The organism is Paracoccus indicus, from assembly GCF_003056335.1.
In the GTDB taxonomy this organism is placed as follows: domain Bacteria; phylum Pseudomonadota; class Alphaproteobacteria; order Rhodobacterales; family Rhodobacteraceae; genus Paracoccus; species Paracoccus indicus.
In genome coordinates this window covers 223,394-240,959 of the sequence record NZ_PYWA01000007.1, presented here as the reverse complement: position 1 = coordinate 240,959, position 17,566 = coordinate 223,394, and the positions used below count along the sequence as shown (strand labels likewise).

Below are 17,566 nucleotides of genomic sequence, written 5' to 3'. Positions count from 1 at the left end.
ATGGAAGCGCGCAACGTTGTGCCGGTCATCCCCATGCGCAAGACCCGCAAGCTCCGTGTCACCGTGGATCGCACCCTCTACAGGCTGCGCAACCTCGTCTAGCGCTGCTTCAACAAGCTGAAGAACGCCCGCCGCGTCGCCACCCGCTACGACAAAACCGCAGAGAGCTTCTTGGGGTTCATCGACATCACCTCGATCCGTCTCTGGCTCCGCCATTTGTCAACATGACCTAGGCCAGAGTTATCACATCGATCGTGCGTTCCTGTACGACGGACTGGATGCGCGGAAATTCGGTTGTGGCGCAATCATCGGCGGAGAACGCCAACTGGCTGGCGTCGACTTCGGACTCGACCTGCACGACGGTCGTATCCAGCGCCATCGCTGCCAGAACTACGACGCCAAGCGATAACGACTAGAGACGGCGGGGCGGCGGGTGCCTTGGGTGCAGTGAATGTGTGGGTCACGTCATGGCCCCGTTCTGATCAGGAAAAAGACCACAACATGCTATGCGGTCTTGGCTAGGACATGGCCGAACCTGAGGCGATGAATGCATGCGACCGGCCCTCCCTCCGGCGGATTGCTGCCGCAGGATCGGCACGACCCAGCGTTTTTATCCTGTTGCCGTAGCTTCCCGCACAGAATGACCGGCACCAAACATGTTAGAAAATACGATAGACATGATTCAGTGCGTTGCGTGAAAGATGGCGTTCCTGCGCGACTGGGGCAAGCCATGCAGGTGGGTTCGACCCCAATACTGCGGCGGAGTCTGACAATAATCAGCATCAGCAGCATCGCCGGGCGCCACGTCCGAGCCGCATATTCGTGTCGGCATCGACACGGGAACCTCGGTCATCAAGGCGGTGGCTTACGGCATGGCGGGGCAACAATTTAGTGTGTTCTCGGTGCGCAATATTACCTGACGGGGCAGGACGGGTCCGCCATGCAGGACATGGCCTGCTCATGGGGTGATTGCGCGTCGGCCCCGCGCGGTGTTGGCGACCGCCTGCCCAATCTTGCACGCAGCGCTGCCGTTGACGGGGGCAAGGGGGACGGCACCTGGTTGGCGGGCGGGAGGTCCTACTGTGGACTGCATGGCTGTGGTGGACGCCCGTGCCGCATTCACTGTCGACCGCTTTGCCGCCGGCCCAATGAACATCCAGCGGGTCGAGACGACCGGCACCGGACTGAACACCTGCCATCCGGGTGCGCAGATGGCGCATATGGATGCCAACGCGCCCGAACTGCTCGACCGCGCTCAGGACGCGTTGCATTTCAAGAACTGGCTTTACCTGAACCTGACCGGCATCCGCGCCACCGACCCGTCCAAGGCCAGCTTCACCTTCGACAATTTCCGCACCCGCGCCTATGACGACGACGTCATCACGGCGCTGGGGTGGGAAAGCTGTCGTCACCTGCTGCCGCCCATCATCGACGGCGGGCAGGTCACCCATCCGCTGACGGCAGTTGCCGCGCGACGGACTGGCCTTGGTGGCAGGGACGCCCGTGACACTGGGCTAAGTCGACATGGTGATGACGGGACTGTGTGTCGGTATGCGCGGCGGAGCGGGCGACGTGGCCTGTTCGACGGTCGGCTCGACCGGGGTGCATCTGCGTGTGGTCGATGAGGGGTAGGTGGTCCTGAACGATCAGGGCACCGGCTTTGTCGTCTGCCTGCCGATCTTGGGCGTCATCGTGCAAATCCGGATCAACATGGCCACGACGTTGAGCCTAGACTGGGTGCAGACCGTTTAGGCGAGAATTATGTCGGACTTGAGGCAATAGGTCAACCGCCGCGACCTAGTCATCCATCTGGAGGGGTGGCTAGCGCAGTCGCGACCCGGACCGTTTGTCAGCGCCGATGCGCGTGCAGGGTTCGTCGAGCCGTCGATGGGGCTGCGCGCGATCCTTTCGGCATCACTGAACGCCCCGGTCCGCGTGCCGCAACGCGACGAGGCGGGGGCCGCGATGATGGCTGCCGTCGCCATCCGCTCCTATCCCGATATGGATGCCTACATCGCCGAATGGGTCACGCCGCTGCTTGATCCGCCCAAGGCCCCCGATCCGGCGCCGGCGCAAATCTATGACCGGCTGTTTCCGGCCTTTGCCGCCGACATGGACCGCCCTCGCCCCCACCGCGTGGCCCGGACAGGAGTTCCCGATAAATGGCACCAGTAGCATGATCGATCTTTTTCTGACGGGCGGCAACATCAAAGGCGCTGGCATCGCGCACGATGCGGCGGACGTCACCTGTCGGTGGTCCTGTGCGAAAAGACGACCTGGCGCAGGGAACGTAGTCACGGTGTGACAAGCTGGTCCACGGCGGTATGTGCTATCTGGAACATTACGAATTCAGCCTTGTCCTCGAGGCCCCGATCGAGCGCGAAGTCGTGCTGGCCGGCGCCCAGAATAGCGCCTAGCCGATTCGCTTCGTGCTGCCCCACAGCTCCGACGACCGCCCCGCCTAGCTGGTCCGGTTGGAGCTGTTCTCCGTACAATAATCTGGGCGGGGCAGGAGACTGCCCGGCGCCCGCACGCTGAATTTGCGCCGCGCACCCGAAGGCTAGCTCTTGCTGGGCAGCTAAAAAGGGGGGTCGAATACAGCGACTGCTGGGTCGATGACGCGCGTTTAGCACCGCCGGTACCCAAGTCCGCCGCGAGGATGACGCCTGGACCGTCACCACCACCGATGCCGCCAGCGGTGAGACCTACAGGTTCCGCGCCCGCTGTCTGGTCAATCTTGCAGGCATCGGGGCAGCGATTTTATCAACCGTGTCGCGGGGGCGAATTTGGCCCGCAAAGCGCGGCTGGTCAAGGGCGGCGGTGCCTATCTGGTCCAGCACCACGACAACGGGTAATCTTCAATCAACCCATACGAAGGCGATAAGGCGCTGATCGGCGCCACCGACATCGCCTATGACGGTCGCGCCGTGGATGTGACCGCCGACGTGTCCAATATCGACTACCTGCTGGCCGCCGTGAAGCGGTACTTCCAAGGAAAAGTTGCGCCTCGATGACGTCCTGTACAGCTTTGCCGGCGTGCGGCCCCTGTTCGACGATGGGCAGGGCAATCCCCTAGCCATCACCCATGATGATGAGTTCGACCCAAATTAGACGGGCGGGGCGCCGATCTTAAAGGTCTTTGGTGGGAAGATAATCACCTCCCGTGAACTGGCTGCACGCGGAATGCACAAGCTGCGCGAGATCTTTCCAGACATGGACGGCGACTAGACTGAAACCGCACTTCCGTGCGGGGGAGCATCGCCGATACCGATTACGAAAGCTATGCTAACCTGCTGCGCGACCTGTGCATCCGCGACCTGCGGCTGACGCATGAGTTTATCAATCCATCCTAGCCGGGGCCGCTGATCCGCCGTCTGTTGTGGCAGATGCGCGCCGCGATGGACCAAAGCGGGGTACTGGTGAACGACCTTTACAGTCGGCTGGAACCATTTCGGACATCCCGATGCCAATGTGCGGCGATATCACGTCGACTAATTCGAGAGTTTTGCCGACATCACCGCCAATTTGGACGGCACTGGCATCGGCACGCAATTCGCCATCATGACCTATCGCGATTTCGACAACGCCGCGCGGCGCGAGGATCTGATCCGCATCGCGCTGGATTGCTGGGCCGAGGTGGCCGAACATGCCCGCGTCGCAGGCTTGGATTACCTGTTCTGGGAGCCCATGAGCGTGGGCCGCGAATTCGGCGACACCATCGCCAGTGCCATGGCCCTGCAGGACCGCATCATCACCGCCGATATGACGATCCCGATGTGGATGATGGCCGATATCGATCATGGCGATGTCACCAGCGACAATCCTGACGATTTCGACCCCTATGCCTGGGCGCGTGCCGTGCCGCGGGTCAGCCCCATCATCCATATCAAGCAGTCGCTGATGGACAAGGGCGGCCATTGGCCTTTCACCGCCGAATTCAACGCCAAGGGCCGCATCCAGCCCGCGCCGCTGCTACGCGCCCTTGAACACGGCGGCGCCGCCGACAACGAGATCTGTCTGGAACTGAGCTTCAAGGAACGCGATCCGAACGACCGGCAGGTCATCTCCCAGATCGCCGAAAGCGTTGCATTCTGGGCGCCGCATATCGACACCGGCGCCGATAAGCTGAATATCTGACACAGCCTTTACCACAGGAACCGTCGATGCCCCAGCCCTTTGCCTTCTCGACCGCCACGGAAATCAGCTTCGGACGCGGCCGCGCGGTTCAGGCCGCCGATCGGGCGGCGGCTTTGGGCCGGGATATCCTGCTGGTCCATGGACGCGACGCCGCGCGCAGCGCCTGGCTGGGCGAGGCTCTGACGGCAAAAGGTTGCCGCGTCGCGGGATTTGCCGTGGACCGCGAACCCGACATGGCCCTGATACAGTCCGGGGTCGCGGCGGCCCGAACCGCGCAGGTGGTGATCGCCATGGGCGGCGGGGCCGTCATCGACGCGGGCAAGGCCATCGCGGCACTGGTCCCTGCCACTCGTCCGATGCTGGATCATCTTGAGGTCGTCGGCCGGGGCTTGCCGCTGGATCACCCGCCCTTGCCCTTTATTGCCATGCCCACCACCGCCGGCACCGGGGCTGAGGTGACGCGCAACGCCGTCATCGGCGTGCCCGAACACGCCCGCAAGGTCAGCCTGCGCGACCCGATGATGCTGCCACGCCTTGCGATCGTCGATCCGGCGCTGACGGATGGATGCCCGCGGGGGGTGACGCTGGCTTCCGGGCTGGACGCCATCACGCAGGTGATCGAGCCTTTCGTCTCCACCCGCGCCAATCCCTTGACCGACGCGCTGTGCCGCGACGCCATCCCGCGCGGTCTGGCCGCCCTCATGCGCCTGATGCAGGCCGAAGACCCCGCCCCGCGCGATGACATGGCTTGGGTCAGCCTGTCAGGCGGGATGGCGCTGGCGAATGCAGGCCTGGGGGCGGTTCACGGTCTGGCGGGACCGCTTGGCGGGCTGACGGGCGCGGCGCATGGTGCGATCTGCGGGGCGTTGCTGCCGCACGTGCTGCGGGCCAATCGCCGTGCGGTCCGGGATGATGGACTGGCCACTCGGCTGAATCAGGTGGGGGCCTGGATCGGCGCGGCCTTTGGCGAAGCGGATGCCGATGTCGATCGCGCCGCGGACCTGCTGGCGGATTGGGCATGCAAGGCAGGGCTTCCCGGCCTGACGGCGCAGGGCGTCGGTGTCGATGCCATGGCGCAGGCGGCGACGGCAGCCGCCAGTTCGTCTTCGATGAAGGCGAACCCTGCAACGCTGGATGGCGACACCCTGAAGGCCATCATGCGGGCGGCGGGCTGATGGCGCGGTGAGCATCCCGTGATCGGGCTGGGCCATGGGCGGACGCTCTCGGCGGCGGTCGATCACCTGCCGCGTTTCGAGGCGAAGGGAGTGGATTTCGGGTCCCTGCCGGGCGGATTGACCCGCAATTACGCCGCCAACCCGCATGATGTCATGCACAGCTCGGTCCATAAGGCCGGCTCCAACGCATATGTTCTGCCGATCCCCTTCTTTGCGGGTTCCGAAAGTGACCGGGCGATCCTGCTGGCCCAGCCCGGCGCGCGCGAGATATTCGATTTGTCCAGCCGTGCGACGCTGAAGCTGGTGGGGATGGGGACGGTCACCAGGGGCGCACAGCTGGTCGCAACCGGCATGATCGAGCCGCATGAGATCGCCGAGATCCACGCAGGCGGTGCCGTCGCTGAGATGATGGACCATTTCTTCGACGAAAGCGGCTGCATCCTGGAAACGACACTAAGCGCGCGAACCCTGTCGGTCGATCTGTCGGGGACGGGGAACGAAGGCATCGTCGTTATTGCGGGGGGCGCTGAAAAGGCGCAGGCCATTCGTGCCGTGCTGAACAGCGGTCGCCTGACAGGGCTGATGACGGATGAGGCGACGGCCCGCAAACTTGTCGCTTAGGGCGCGCCCCGGCCTTCCGGGACGCGCTGCCAATCAGGACTGATCCAAGGTCGGATAGTCGGTATAGCCCTTGGCACCGCCGCCATAAAAGGTGTCGGAATCGGGCTCGTTATAAGGCCCATCCTGCGCGATGCGGGCGGGCAGGTCGGGGTTGGCGATGAAGTCGCGGCCGAAGGCGACGGCATCGGCCTTGCCGTTCTGCACCCATTCTGCAGCCTCGGCGGCCGAAAATTCGCCGTTGGCGATGAAGACGCCGTCGAAGGCCTGCTTCATCTTGGCCATCAGGTTGGCGGCCTGATCCTTGCCCTTGCCGTCGCCCGTGTGGTTGTTCGGGCGAATGACATGCAGATAGGCCAGCCCCTTTCCCGACAGGGCCTTGGCAGCGGCGGTATAGAGCGTTTCCGGATCGTCGTCATGGCTGCCGCCGGGGCCGCCTTGGGGTGACAGGCGCACGCCGACCTGACCGGGTTCCCAAGCCTCGGCCGATGCATCGACGGCCTCGACCAGCAGGCGGATGCGGTTCTCGACCGAGCCGCCATAGGCATCGCTGCGCTTGTTCACCGACGACCGCAGGAACTGGTCGATCAGATAGCCGTTCGCGCCATGCACCTCGATGCCGTCGAAGCCGGCGCGGCGAGCACATTCCGAGGCGTGGCGATAATCGTTCAGCAGGCGCGGGATCTCATCGGTTTCCAATGCGCGGGCCTCGGGGTGGGGCACGGTCGGGCCCTTGGGCAGCAGGTCGCCCACGAAGGCTTCGCCCTTGGGGGTCCATTCGCTGGCCGAGACGGGCGCCGCGCCGTCGTGGAAGACGTTGTGGCTGATGGCACCGACGTGCCACAGCTGGCAGACGATCTTGCCACCCTTGGCGTGGACTGCATCCGTGACCTTCTTCCACCCCTCGATCTGGGCATCAGAATAGATGCCGGGGGTCCAGGCATAGCCTTGGCCTTCGGTGCTGATCTGGGTGGCTTCACTGACGATCAGCCCGGCTCCGGCGCGCTGGCTATAATAGGTGGCGTGCAGATCGGTCTGTGCCAATTCGTCAGGGGTCGAACGCGACCGGGTCAGCGGCGCCATGAGGATACGGTTCTTCGCATCGATGGCGCCGATGGCCAAGGGTTCGAACAGTGGGGCGTTGGAGGGCATGTGTCATCCTTCGATGTCGTTGGATCGTTGGCAGCGTAACGACAGGCATTGGTGAAGGTTCCAGCCGCAGAACTGGGCAATTGCCCGTCCGTCAGGCGTTTGTAACATTTATAAATCACAAAATAACATTTGATGACATTGATAATCTCACGCCTAATGTTATGAAGCATCCGACGGCTTCCGGAGGATTCGGCTTTTGAAACGCGACGAACGCAGACAGGCGATCATGGATCTGCTGGTGGAGACGCGCGCCGTGGACCTCGACGATCTGGCCGAACGCTTTGCGGTTTCGAAGATGACCATCCACCGCGATCTGGACGATCTGGATCAGGCGGGGCTGCTGCGGAAGGTGCGCGGCGGGGCGACCATCGATGCGGGCACGCAGTTCGAAAGCGATTTCCGCATCCGTGAAACCCAGGACGCCGAGGCCAAGGCACGCATGTCCCGCGCCGCGCTGGAACTGGTGGAACCCGGCATGACCGTCATGGTCAACGACGGCTCGATGGCGGCACTGCTGGGCGGCAGCCTGGTGGAGAAAGCGCCCTTGACGGTCATCACCAACAATGCCGCCGTGATCGACCGCCTGAAGGATGCACCGCGGATCACGCTGATCGCGCTTGGCGGCGCCTTCAGCGCCAAGTTCAACGGCTTCTTCGGCATGGTGACCGAGGATTCGCTGTCGCGTCTACGCGCGGACATCGCCTTCATCTCGGCCCCCGCGGTGCTGGGGCTGCAGGCGTTTCACATGGACGACAACGCCGTGCGGACCAAGCGGGCGATGATGGCGGTGGCGGACCGCCGGGTCCTGCTGGTCAACCATCAGCGGTTCGGCCGCTCGGCGCTGCAGTCGCTGGCCCGGCTGACCGATTTCGACACGATCATCACCGATGCCATGCCCGCCTCGGACGCGCTGGTGCATCTGGACCGCGCGGGCATCGGCCTGACCATCGCGAAGGACTGACGACATGACGAATTTCTGGATCGGCACCAGCTGGAAGATGAACAAGACCCTGGCCGAGGCGCGGGACTTCGCCACCGCCCTTGCCGCGGCGGATGCGGACCGCGACCCGCGCATCCAGCGCTTCGTCATCCCGCCCTTCACCGTCTGCCGCGACGTCGCGCAGATCCTGTCGGAAACCAGCGTCAAGGTCGGCGCGCAAAACATGCATTGGGCCGACCAAGGCGCCTGGACCGGAGAGATCAGCGCCCCCATGCTGACCGACTGCGGCTTGGACATCGTCGAGCTGGGCCACAGCGAACGACGCGAACATTTCGGCGAAACGGATGACACCGTCGGCCTGAAGGTCGAAGCGGCCGTCCGCCACGGGCTGATCCCGCTGATCTGCATCGGTGAGACGCTGGAGGAACGCCAGGCGGGCCGCGCGACCCAAGTGCTGTCTGCGCAGGTCCGTGGTGCCTTAGGGCGGCTGTCGGAGGATCAGAAGGCCGCGACCATCCTTCTGGCCTATGAGCCGGTCTGGGCCATCGGGGACAACGGCATTCCTGCCACCTCGGATTACGCCGATGCGCGCCAAGCCGAGATCATCGCCACCGCGCGGGAGGTGCTGGGGCGGCGGGTGCCCTGTCTCTATGGCGGCTCGGTCAATCCCGACAACTGCCAGGAGTTGATCGCCTGCCCGCATATCGACGGGCTGTTCATCGGGCGCTCGGCCTGGGCGGTCGAGGGCTACCTGGATATTCTGGCGCGTTGCGCCGCAACCATTTGAGGAGGGGGAAACAGGATGAAACTGGCAATTGCAGGCGACAGCGCGGGTGAAGGGCTGGCCCTGATCCTGGCGGAACACCTGAAGGGCAAGCATCAGGTGTCCCAGATCAGCCGGACCGAAGAGGGCCCCGACGCCTTTTATGCGGATCTGTCGGACCGCGTGGCATCGCAGGTCAAGGATGGCACCTATGATCGCGCCATCCTGGTCTGCGGCACGGGGATCGGGGTCTGCATCTCGGCCAACAAGGTGCCGGGCATCCGCGCGGCGTTGACCCATGATACCTATTCCGCTGAACGCGCCGCGCTGTCGAACAACGCGCAGATCATCACCATGGGCGCGCGCGTCATCGGCCCCGAACTGGCCAAGGCCATCGCCGATGCCTGGCTTGCCGAAACCATGAACTTCGACGCCGAAGGCCGCTCGGCCGGGAATGTGAACGCCATCGACGCGGTCGATGCCAAGTATAGCAAGGGCTGAACATGCTGCACCTTCCCAACGACAGTGCGCCGACCGGGCCCTTGCTGGCCGACATGCTGTCCGCCACCGGCCTCGAGGGCGTGGTGCTGGCCATCGCGCAGGCCCTGCCGCCCCTGGCGCAACGACTGGCGGCGGGGCGTTTGCACGGCGATCCCGATGCCATCGTCGGCACCAACGACAGCGGCGACAAGCAGAAGGCGCTGGATGTCGCCGCCCATGACCACATGATCGCCGCCCTGCGCGCCGCAGGGGTCCGCCAGGTCCTGTCCGAGGAGGCCGAGCAGATCGTTGCCCTGAATCCCGACGGGGCCTTCGACGTGGCCATCGACCCCATCGACGGGTCGGGCAGCATCGGCATCGGCGCGCCCCTGGGCCTGCTGTTCACCGTGTTGCCCGCAGGTCCCGAGGGCTTTCTGCGCAAGGGCCGCGACATCGTGGCGGCGGGCTATGCCAGCTTCGGGCATTCGGTCGACTTCGGCTGGTCGGTCGGGCAGGGCGTCCATGTCGCCACCTTCGACGCCGAGGTCGGCGCCTTCCGCATCGCGCGTCAGAACCTGACGCTGCCCGCCAAGGCCAAGACCTTTGCCTGGAACGCCTCGAACGAACGCCATTGGTCGGCGCCCTTGCAGAGATGGGTCGCCGATCTGCGCATGGGCAGCGACGGCCCGCAGGGGCGGAACGTCAACATGCGCTGGCTGGCGGCGGCGGTGGGCGACATGCACCGCATCCTGATGCAGGGCGGCGTGTTTCTTTACCCGGCCGATGCGCGACCCGGATATGAAAACGGCCGCCTGCGGCTGATCTATGAATGCGTGCCCATGGCCTATCTGGCCGAACAGGCGGGCGGGCGCGCTACCAACGGCCAGATCGACATTCTGGACGTGGTTCCGACCGAGCTGCACCAGATGTCCGCGATCTTTTTCGGGACCGCCTCGGAAATCGACCTGATCCACACCTATCTTTCAGAAAACAAGGACTGAGCCACCATGGCGATGATCACCCTGCGTCAGCTTCTGGACCACGCCGCCGAGAATGGCTATGCCGTGCCGGCCTTCAACATCAACAACATGGAACAGGGCCTGTCGGTCATGCAGGCGGCGCAGGCGACCCGCTCGCCCGTGATCCTGCAGGCCAGCCGCGGCGCGCGCGCCTATGCCAACGACCTGGTGCTGGCGGGTCTGATCGGCGGCCTGTCGCGCGCCTTCCCTGACATCCCGATCTGCATGCATCTGGACCACGGCAACGGGTTGGAGACCTGCGCGACCGCGATCCAGAACGGCTTCACCAGCGTCATGATGGACGGCTCGCTGAAGGCGGATGGCACGACGCCCGCCGATTACGCCTATAACGCCGACATCACCCGTCGCGTGACCGAGATGGCCCATGCCTGCGGTGTGTCCGTCGAGGGCGAACTGGGCGTACTGGGCAGCCTTGAAACCGGCATGGGCGACCAAGAGGACGGCCACGGCGCCACCGAAAAGCTGTCCCACGACCAGCTGCTGACCGACCCCGACGAAGCCGTCCGCTTCGTCGAGGATACCGGCGTCGATGCGCTGGCCATCGCCATGGGCACCAGCCATGGCGCCTACAAGTTCACGCGCAAGCCCGATGGCGACATCCTGGCGATGAACGTGATCGAGGAGATCCACCGCCGCCTGCCCAACACCCATCTGGTGATGCATGGCTCCTCCTCGGTCCCCGAGGATCTGCAGGAAATCATCAACAGCTATGGCGGCAACATCCGCCCGACTTGGGGCGTCCCGGTCGAGGAGATCCAGCGCGGCATCAAGCATGGCGTGCGCAAGGTCAACATCGACACCGACAACCGCCTTGCCATGACCGCGGCCATTCGCAAGTGCTTTGCCGAGGACCCGGCCGAGTTCGATCCGCGCAAATACCTCAAGCCCGCGATGTCGATGATGGCGCAGGTCTGCAAGGACCGTTTCGAGGCATTCGGCACCGCCGGCAATGCCGACAAGCTGCAGCCGCTGCCGCTGTCGGCCATGGCCGCACGCTACTGATTTGTGACGCCTTGATGACGGGTGCGGGGGATCGGCCCCCGCACCCGTTTCCATGTCTTGCCGCGCCCGATCAATTCCAATATGCATGAAATATGGATTTGATTGGAAAGGCACCCTCATGACCCGCATCGCCCTCAATGGACTCGGCCGCATCGGCAAACTGGTCCTTCGCGACCTGATCGCATCGGGGGCAGGGGGGCAGATCGTCCTGCTGAACGATGCCCAAGGAACGCCCGAACAGCACGCGACATGGCTGGAATTCGACAGCATCCATGGTCGCTGGCGGGCCGACATCGGCCATTCCGAGGACAGCCTGACCATCGATGGCCAGCGGATCGCGCTGACCCGCACCGCCCGGATCGAGGATCTGCCGCTGGCAGCGATGGCCATCGACGTGGTGATCGACTGCACCGGGGTCTTCAAGACGGCGGAAAAGGTCCAGCCCTATTTCGATGCCGGGGTCGGTCGGGTCGTGGTATCGGCCCCCGTCAAGGATGGCGGGGCGTTGAACATCGTCTATGGCATCAACCACGACGCTTATGACCCCGCGCAGCACCGTCTGATCACGGCGGCCAGCTGCACGACGAACTGCCTGGCACCGGTGGTTAAAGTCGTCCACGAGGCGTTGGGTATCCGCCACGGCGCGATCACCACCATCCATGACGTGACGAACACGCAGACCATCGTGGACCGCCCCGCCAAGGATGCCCGCCGCGCCCGTTCGGCACTGGCGAACCTGATCCCGACGACGACCGGATCGGCCACGGCCATCACGCTGATCTATCCCGAACTGGCGGGTCGCCTGAACGGCCATGCGGTGCGGGTGCCGCTGCTGAACGCCTCGCTGACCGATTGCGTCTTCGAGGTCGAGCGCCCCACCACCGCCGAGGAGGTCAACGCCCTCTTTGCCGCCGCCGCCGAAGGCCCGCTGAAGGGCATCCTGGGGTATGAGGTGCGCCCGCTGGTGTCCTCGGACTACCTGAACGATCCGCGTTCCGCGATCATCGATGCGGGTTCGACGATGGTGATCGACGGGACGCAGGTCAAGATCTATGCCTGGTACGACAACGAATGGGGCTATGCCTGCCGCTTGGCCGACATCGTGCGGATGGTGGCGGCGTCATGAATGCGATGCGCGCCTATGTTGCGGTGACGGCGGCCTATTGGGCCTTCATGCTGTCGGACGGGGCCTTGCGGATGCTGGTCCTGCTGCATTTCAACGGGCTTGGTTTCACGCCCGTGCAGCTGGCCTATCTGTTCCTGCTGTACGAGGTCGCGGGCATCGTCACCAATCTTGCCGCAGGCTGGATCGCGGCGCGCTTCGGGCTGGCTAGCACGCTCTATGCGGGGCTGGGGTTGCAGATCGCGGCGCTTGTCGCGCTGGCGCAACTTGACCCGGGATGGAGCGTCGGTGCCTCGGTCGTCTTCGTCATGGCGGTGCAGGGGGCCAGCGGGGTCGCCAAGGATCTGGCCAAGATGTCGTCGAAATCGGCGGTCAAGGTGCTGGCCCCCGAAGGCGACGGCACGCTGTTCCGATGGGTGGCCGCGCTGACGGGATCGAAGAATGCGGTCAAGGGTCTGGGCTTCTTCCTGGGCGCGGCGATGCTGGGGCTGGCAGGGTTCCAGGCGGCCATCTGGCTGATGGCGGCGGTGCTGGCGGCGATCCTGCTGGCGATCGTGCTGTTCCTGCCCGCCGGTCTGCCGAAAGGGCGCAAGGGCAGCAAGATCAGCGCCATCTGGTCGCGCGATCCGGACATCAATCGCCTGTCGCTGGCGCGGATGTTCCTGTTCGGGGCGCGGGACGTCTGGTTCGTCGTGGGCATCCCCGTCTATTTCCAATCGGTGCTGTCGGACGGTACGCCGGACAGCCGCCGTGCGGCGTTCTTCCTGATCGGCACCTTCATGGCCGTCTGGATCATCGCCTATGGCGCCGTTCAGGCGGCGGCGCCGAAACTGCTGGCGGCGCGCGGCAAGCCGCAGGCCGCGATCGTCGATCAGGCCGTGGCCTGGGCCGGTCGGCTGGTTCCGATCCCGCTGGTGCTGGCGGCGCTGGTGCTGGCATCGGGTGCGCCCGCGCCTTGGCTGACCGCGACGCTGGTGGCGGGGCTGCTGCTGTTCGGCTTCGTCTTCGCGCTGAACTCGGCGGTGCATTCCTATCTGATCCTGGCCTTTTCCAAGGCCGAGCGTGTGACCATGGATGTCGGCTTCTACTACATGGCGAATGCGGCGGGGCGGCTTCTGGGGACGCTGCTGTCGGGCCTCAGCTATCAGCTGGGCGGGTTGCCGCTGTGCTTGGCGACGGCGGGGGCGATGGCGTTGGCCGCATGGATCAGCGTGGCGCGGTTGAAACCCGCGGCGGGGGATCGGCGTTGATCGCCGGTCCCTGCACGGATGATTTCAGGAAATAATTATTTCCTTCATGGGGCTAGACAATCGGTCTAGCGTGCTTAGCTAGTGCGTCATGACAGACGCACGGACCCATATCCTTGATACCGGACGCCGCCTTGTGGCGCAGCGCGGCTATACTGCCGTCGGCCTCGGTCAACTGCTGGCCGAGGCGCAGGTGCCCAAGGGGTCCTTCTATCACTACTTCGCCTCGAAAGAGGGATATGGCTGTGCCCTGCTGGACCGCTATGTCCGTACCTATGAATGCGATCTGGGCGCCACGTTGGACAATGACGGCTTGCCGGGACGCGATCAGGTGCTGGGCTATTTCGCGGATTGGCGCGACCGCCAAGGCAGTGGCGATGCCGAACGCCAGTGCCTGATCGTCAAACTGGCCGCCGAGATCAGCGACCTGTCCCCGGATATGGCCTTGATCCTGCAGAACGGCGTCTCGGCGATCATCGCGAAGCTGACACGGGCGCTTGATAAGGCGGGACGGGACGGCTCGATGACGCCGCTTGCAGACCCCAAGGCCATGGCCACCATGCTGTACCAGCTGTGGCTAGGGGCAAGCCTGATGGCGCATCTGTCCCATGACGGAACCCCGCTGGACGATGCGATGGCACGCACCCGCGACCTTCTGCCGCCGTCCTGAACTGAAATTCCACGTTACGATCAACCGATCGGGAAAGAGACATCATGACCCAATCCAAGACACAGAACCGCCGCCACGTTCTGGCCGAACGCCCCAAGGGCGAGCCGACGGAAAACACGCTGCGGCTGGAAACCGTCGATGTGCCAACCCCCGGCAAGGGGCAGATGCTGCTGCGCAACGAATATCTGTCGCTGGACCCCTACATGCGCGGCCGGATGAGCGATGCGCCCTCTTATGCCGCGCCGGTCGAGGTCGATCAGGTCATGGTCGGCGGGACCGTGTCGCAGGTGGTCACCTCGGACGTCGATGGTTTTGAGGAAGGTGACTGGGTCGTGGCCTTCGGTGGCTGGCAGGATTACGCCCTGTCGGACGGTACCGGCGTCATCAACATGGGCAAGAACCCCGAAAACCCATCCTGGGCGCTTGGCGTGTTGGGCATGCCCGGGCTGACCGCATGGGCAGGTCTGACGCAGATCGGCCAGCCCAAGGCAGGCGAGACTCTGGTCGTCGCCGGTGCCAGCGGCCCGGTCGGCGCGACGGTCGGCCAGATCGGCAAGATCCTAGGCCTGCGCGTCATCGGCATCGCCGGCGGTGCCGACAAGTGCAAGCATGTAGTCGAGACCCTGGGCTTCGATGCCTGCGTCGACTACAAGGCCGACAGCTTTGCCGATGACCTGAAGGCGCAAGCGACCGACGGCATCGACATCTATTTCGAGAACGTCGGCGGCGCAGTCTTCGACGCGGTCCTGCCGCTGTTGAACCCCTCGGCGCGGATCCCGGTCTGCGGGTTGATCTCGCAGTATAACGCGACCTCGCTGCCGGACGGGCCGGATCGCATGAATTACCTGATGGGTCAGATCCTGCGCAAGCGGATGACCATGCGCGGCTTCATCGTCTTCGACGATTTCGGCCATCTCTATCCCGAATTTGCCGAACAGGTCGGCGGTTGGGTCAAGGAAGGCAAGATCAAGTACCGTGAGGAAATGATCGACGGGCTGGAACAAGCGCCCTCGGCCTTCATTGGACTGCTGCGCGGCGAGGCTTTCGGCAAGCGCGTCATCCGTCTGTCCGCCTGATCCCGCAACACAAGACAAGGAGATACCGATATGAAAATCCTGATGGTTCTGACCTCGCACGACAAGCTGGGCGACACGGGCAACAAGACCGGCTTCTGGCTGGAGGAATTCGCCGCCCCCTATTACGTCTTCAAGGACGCGGGCGCCGATATCACCATCGCCTCGCCCAAGGGCGGCCAGCCGCCGCTGGACCCGAGCAGCGACGCCCCCGAGGCCCAGACCGATGCGACCGAGCGCTTCAAGAAGGATGACGCGGCGCAGGCAGCCCTGGCCGACACGAAGGTGCTGGCCGATGTGCAGGTCGATGGTTTCGACGCCATCTTCTATCCCGGCGGCCACGGGCCCCTGTGGGATCTGGCCGAGGATGCCGACAGCCGCCGCCTGATCGAGGGCTTTGCCGCCAAGGATCTGCCGGTCGGTGCCGTCTGCCACGCGCCGGGCGTCTTCCGCCACACCAAGGGCGCCGATGGCAAGCCGCTGGTCGATGGCAAGCGCGTCACCGGCTTCACCAACACCGAGGAAGAAGCCGTCGGCCTGACCGATGTCGTCCCCTTCCTGGTCGAGGACATGCTGAAGGCCAATGGCGGTCAGTATGAGAAGGGCGAGGACTGGGGCGTCTTCGTGCTGGTCGATGGCAAACTGGTGACGGGTCAGAACCCGGCCTCGTCCGAAGAAGCCGCGAAAAAACTGTTGTCGCTGATCTGATACCAGAACGCTGCAAGGTAATGGGAACCCGACCGTTCGCGGTCGGGTTAACATTTGCATATCGACTGATCGGCGGGATCCGCCGATTTTGCCATACTGATACCCAGGGATATGGATCAATGATCAAGAAGATCTGCCTAGGCATCCTGGCCATCGCAGCCATCGGCGCTGTGGGCTTTGGCGTCTATGCATATAAACCCGCGATGCAGCCGGTGACGGCGGCAGATCACGCGAATTTCCCGCCTGAACAGGTGGAAAAGGGCAGGGTTCTGGCGGGTGCGGGCTATTGCGCCACCTGCCACACCGCCAAGGGCGGCGAGCCCTATGCCGGCAACTATGCGATGGAGACGGGGTTTGGCACCATCTATGCCACGAACCTGACCCCCGATATGGAAACGGGGATCGGCAGCTATTCGCAGGCCGCCTTCCGCCGCGCCATGCATGAAGGCGTGGGCCGCGACGGGCGTCACCTGTTCCCGGCCTTCCCCTATGACCATTTCACCAAGATGAGCGACGAGGACATCGACGCCATCTATGCCTATATCATGACCGAGGTGGAGCCTGTCCGCACCGTCCAGAAGGAAAACGAGCTGCCCTTCCCGCTGAACCTGCGCATCCTGCAGGCCGGCTGGAAGATGTTGTTCGTGGACTTCGGCGAATACGAGGCCGACCCCGAGAAGTCGGATGAATGGAACCGCGGCGCCTATCTGGCCGAGGGCATCACCCACTGCGGCGCCTGCCACACCCCGCGCAACATCCTTGGCGCTGAAAAATCCAGCGAGGAATATGCGGGTGCCGAGATCGACCGCTGGCAGGCCCCCGCGCTGACCGCCGCCAATGCCTCGGCCGTGCCGTGGAACGCCGCCGAATTCCGCGAGTATCTGGTCAAGGGTTCCTCGACCTATCACGGCATCGCGGCCGGTCCGATGGGGCCTGTGGTCCACGCCGGTGTGCGCGAACTGCCCGACAGCGACCTGACCGCCATCAGCGTCTATCTGGCCGACAAGGTGGGCGGCGACGATCTGGACCCCGCCGACAGCGACGTCGTCCGCGCCAGCCTCGAACGCAACGCCCCCGATCGCCGCTATCGCCAGGTTGAGGGCGAGCGGCTCTATACCACCGCCTGTGCTGCCTGCCACTATAACGCCAAGCAGATCCTCGAAGGCCGTCCCGATCTGGGGATCAACTCCTCGGTCAATCAGGATGATCCCAGCAACCTGATCCAGGTGATCCTCTATGGCGTGAACAGCCATCAGGGCACCGAAGGCGTCGTCATGCCCGGCTTTGCCCAAGCGTTGACCGACGATCAGATCGCCTCGGTCGCAGCCTATCTGCGCGCCGATCGGGCCGAAAAGGCACCGTGGGAGAACCTGCGCGAGGATGTCACCCAACTGCGCGCGCGCGGCCCCGGATCCCACTGAATTCATGAAGGAAACAC

Annotated in this window: 18 protein-coding genes and 1 pseudogene; 17 read left to right on the top strand and 2 right to left on the bottom strand. The window is 64.4% G+C overall.

Annotated elements, in window-relative coordinates:
* A pseudogene (locus DDE75_RS13515) lies at window positions 1–228 on the top strand (transposase); the annotation flags it as partial.
* A 1-nt stretch (window position 229) separates the two neighbouring features.
* Here the strand turns inward: DDE75_RS13515 and DDE75_RS17330 are convergent.
* Window positions 230–379 carry a hypothetical protein gene (locus DDE75_RS17330; RefSeq protein ID WP_162799039.1) on the bottom strand — a complete coding sequence of 50 codons (150 nt, stop codon included), beginning with the start codon at window positions 377–379 and terminating at the stop codon, window positions 230–232.
* A gap of 712 nt (window positions 380–1,091) precedes the next feature.
* Between DDE75_RS17330 and DDE75_RS17525 the strand changes: the two genes are divergently transcribed.
* The 5 genes from DDE75_RS17525 to DDE75_RS13490 all read left to right on the top strand — a co-directional run bounded on the left by DDE75_RS17525 (window position 1,092) and on the right by DDE75_RS13490 (window position 5,933).
* Window positions 1,092–1,625, top strand: coding sequence for an FGGY family carbohydrate kinase (locus DDE75_RS17525; RefSeq protein ID WP_211659352.1), 534 nt, complete (start codon window positions 1,092–1,094; stop codon window positions 1,623–1,625).
* A gap of 262 nt (window positions 1,626–1,887) precedes the next feature.
* A complete protein-coding gene (locus DDE75_RS17520) occupies window positions 1,888–2,175 on the top strand; it encodes a hypothetical protein (RefSeq protein WP_211659351.1) in 288 nt (95 codons plus the stop codon).
* Between the two features lie 1,386 nt (window positions 2,176–3,561).
* On the top strand, window positions 3,562–4,137 hold the full coding sequence (locus DDE75_RS13500; protein ID WP_245894749.1) for a hypothetical protein: 576 nt from the start codon (window positions 3,562–3,564) through the stop codon (window positions 4,135–4,137).
* Window positions 4,138–4,163: 26 nt separating this feature from the next.
* Entirely contained in the window at window positions 4,164–5,312 is a 1,149-nt protein-coding gene (locus DDE75_RS13495; RefSeq protein WP_108502895.1) for an iron-containing alcohol dehydrogenase, read from the top strand.
* An 18-nt stretch (window positions 5,313–5,330) separates the two neighbouring features.
* Complete coding sequence (locus DDE75_RS13490; protein WP_108502894.1) at window positions 5,331–5,933, top strand: sugar-binding transcriptional regulator; 603 nt, start codon at window positions 5,331–5,333, stop codon at window positions 5,931–5,933.
* Window positions 5,934–5,966: 33 nt separating this feature from the next.
* Here the strand turns inward: DDE75_RS13490 and DDE75_RS13485 are convergent, their stop codons facing one another.
* Window positions 5,967–7,082 carry an alkene reductase gene (locus DDE75_RS13485; protein ID WP_108502893.1) on the bottom strand — a complete coding sequence of 372 codons (1,116 nt, stop codon included), beginning with the start codon at window positions 7,080–7,082 and terminating at the stop codon, window positions 5,967–5,969.
* Window positions 7,083–7,278: 196 nt separating this feature from the next.
* Between DDE75_RS13485 and DDE75_RS13480 the strand changes: the two genes are divergently transcribed.
* The 11 genes from DDE75_RS13480 (at window position 7,279) to DDE75_RS13430 (ending at window position 17,549) form a co-directional block, all read left to right on the top strand.
* Entirely contained in the window at window positions 7,279–8,043 is a 765-nt protein-coding gene (locus DDE75_RS13480; protein WP_108502892.1) for a DeoR/GlpR family DNA-binding transcription regulator, read from the top strand.
* A 4-nt stretch (window positions 8,044–8,047) separates the two neighbouring features.
* The gene (locus DDE75_RS13475; RefSeq protein WP_108502891.1) at window positions 8,048–8,809 is read left to right on the top strand and encodes a triose-phosphate isomerase; all 762 of its coding nucleotides are present in this window, start codon (window positions 8,048–8,050) and stop codon (window positions 8,807–8,809) included.
* Between the two features lie 15 nt (window positions 8,810–8,824).
* Window positions 8,825–9,286 (top strand): D-erythrulose-4-phosphate isomerase, encoded by a 462-nt coding sequence (gene derI, locus DDE75_RS13470; RefSeq protein WP_108502890.1) that lies wholly within the window; start codon window positions 8,825–8,827, stop codon window positions 9,284–9,286.
* 2 nt (window positions 9,287–9,288) lie between these two features.
* Window positions 9,289–10,266: a class 1 fructose-bisphosphatase gene (locus tag DDE75_RS13465; protein WP_108502889.1), complete on the top strand. Its 978-nt coding sequence runs from the start codon at window positions 9,289–9,291 to the stop codon at window positions 10,264–10,266.
* A 6-nt stretch (window positions 10,267–10,272) separates the two neighbouring features.
* The gene (gene fba / locus DDE75_RS13460) at window positions 10,273–11,307 is read left to right on the top strand and encodes a class II fructose-bisphosphate aldolase (protein ID WP_108502888.1); all 1,035 of its coding nucleotides are present in this window, start codon (window positions 10,273–10,275) and stop codon (window positions 11,305–11,307) included.
* A gap of 118 nt (window positions 11,308–11,425) precedes the next feature.
* Window positions 11,426–12,433: an ArsJ-associated glyceraldehyde-3-phosphate dehydrogenase gene (locus tag DDE75_RS13455; RefSeq protein ID WP_108502926.1), complete on the top strand. Its 1,008-nt coding sequence runs from the start codon at window positions 11,426–11,428 to the stop codon at window positions 12,431–12,433.
* On the top strand, window positions 12,430–13,680 hold the full coding sequence (gene arsJ, locus DDE75_RS13450) for an organoarsenical effux MFS transporter ArsJ (RefSeq protein ID WP_108502887.1): 1,251 nt from the start codon (window positions 12,430–12,432) through the stop codon (window positions 13,678–13,680). Before DDE75_RS13455 ends, arsJ begins: the two co-directional genes overlap by 4 nt.
* Window positions 13,681–13,768: 88 nt before the next feature.
* Complete coding sequence (locus DDE75_RS13445; protein ID WP_108502886.1) at window positions 13,769–14,347, top strand: TetR/AcrR family transcriptional regulator; 579 nt, start codon at window positions 13,769–13,771, stop codon at window positions 14,345–14,347.
* Window positions 14,348–14,391: 44 nt separating this feature from the next.
* On the top strand, window positions 14,392–15,423 hold the full coding sequence (locus DDE75_RS13440; RefSeq protein ID WP_108502885.1) for an NADP-dependent oxidoreductase: 1,032 nt from the start codon (window positions 14,392–14,394) through the stop codon (window positions 15,421–15,423).
* A gap of 30 nt (window positions 15,424–15,453) precedes the next feature.
* Entirely contained in the window at window positions 15,454–16,128 is a 675-nt protein-coding gene (locus DDE75_RS13435; RefSeq protein ID WP_108502884.1) for a type 1 glutamine amidotransferase domain-containing protein, read from the top strand.
* Between the two features lie 119 nt (window positions 16,129–16,247).
* Window positions 16,248–17,549 carry a cytochrome c gene (locus DDE75_RS13430; RefSeq protein ID WP_108502883.1) on the top strand — a complete coding sequence of 434 codons (1,302 nt, stop codon included), beginning with the start codon at window positions 16,248–16,250 and terminating at the stop codon, window positions 17,547–17,549.
* Window positions 17,550–17,566 lie beyond the last annotated feature (17 nt).

Coding starts and splice junctions, on each gene's coding strand:
- DDE75_RS17330 (WP_162799039.1), bottom strand. CDS start 379: ATGGCGCTGGATACGACCGTCGTGCAGGTCGAGTCCGAAGTCGACGCC.
- DDE75_RS17525 (WP_211659352.1), top strand. CDS start 1,092: ATGGCTGTGGTGGACGCCCGTGCCGCATTCACTGTCGACCGCTTTGCC.
- DDE75_RS17520 (WP_211659351.1), top strand. CDS start 1,888: ATGGGGCTGCGCGCGATCCTTTCGGCATCACTGAACGCCCCGGTCCGC.
- DDE75_RS13500 (WP_245894749.1), top strand. CDS start 3,562: ATGACCTATCGCGATTTCGACAACGCCGCGCGGCGCGAGGATCTGATC.
- DDE75_RS13495 (WP_108502895.1), top strand. CDS start 4,164: ATGCCCCAGCCCTTTGCCTTCTCGACCGCCACGGAAATCAGCTTCGGA.
- DDE75_RS13485 (WP_108502893.1), bottom strand. CDS start 7,082: ATGCCCTCCAACGCCCCACTGTTCGAACCCTTGGCCATCGGCGCCATC.
- DDE75_RS13475 (WP_108502891.1), top strand. CDS start 8,048: ATGACGAATTTCTGGATCGGCACCAGCTGGAAGATGAACAAGACCCTG.
- derI (WP_108502890.1), top strand. CDS start 8,825: ATGAAACTGGCAATTGCAGGCGACAGCGCGGGTGAAGGGCTGGCCCTG.
- DDE75_RS13465 (WP_108502889.1), top strand. CDS start 9,289: ATGCTGCACCTTCCCAACGACAGTGCGCCGACCGGGCCCTTGCTGGCC.
- fba (WP_108502888.1), top strand. CDS start 10,273: ATGGCGATGATCACCCTGCGTCAGCTTCTGGACCACGCCGCCGAGAAT.
- DDE75_RS13455 (WP_108502926.1), top strand. CDS start 11,426: ATGACCCGCATCGCCCTCAATGGACTCGGCCGCATCGGCAAACTGGTC.
- arsJ (WP_108502887.1), top strand. CDS start 12,430: ATGAATGCGATGCGCGCCTATGTTGCGGTGACGGCGGCCTATTGGGCC.
- DDE75_RS13445 (WP_108502886.1), top strand. CDS start 13,769: ATGACAGACGCACGGACCCATATCCTTGATACCGGACGCCGCCTTGTG.
- DDE75_RS13440 (WP_108502885.1), top strand. CDS start 14,392: ATGACCCAATCCAAGACACAGAACCGCCGCCACGTTCTGGCCGAACGC.
- DDE75_RS13435 (WP_108502884.1), top strand. CDS start 15,454: ATGAAAATCCTGATGGTTCTGACCTCGCACGACAAGCTGGGCGACACG.
- DDE75_RS13430 (WP_108502883.1), top strand. CDS start 16,248: ATGATCAAGAAGATCTGCCTAGGCATCCTGGCCATCGCAGCCATCGGC.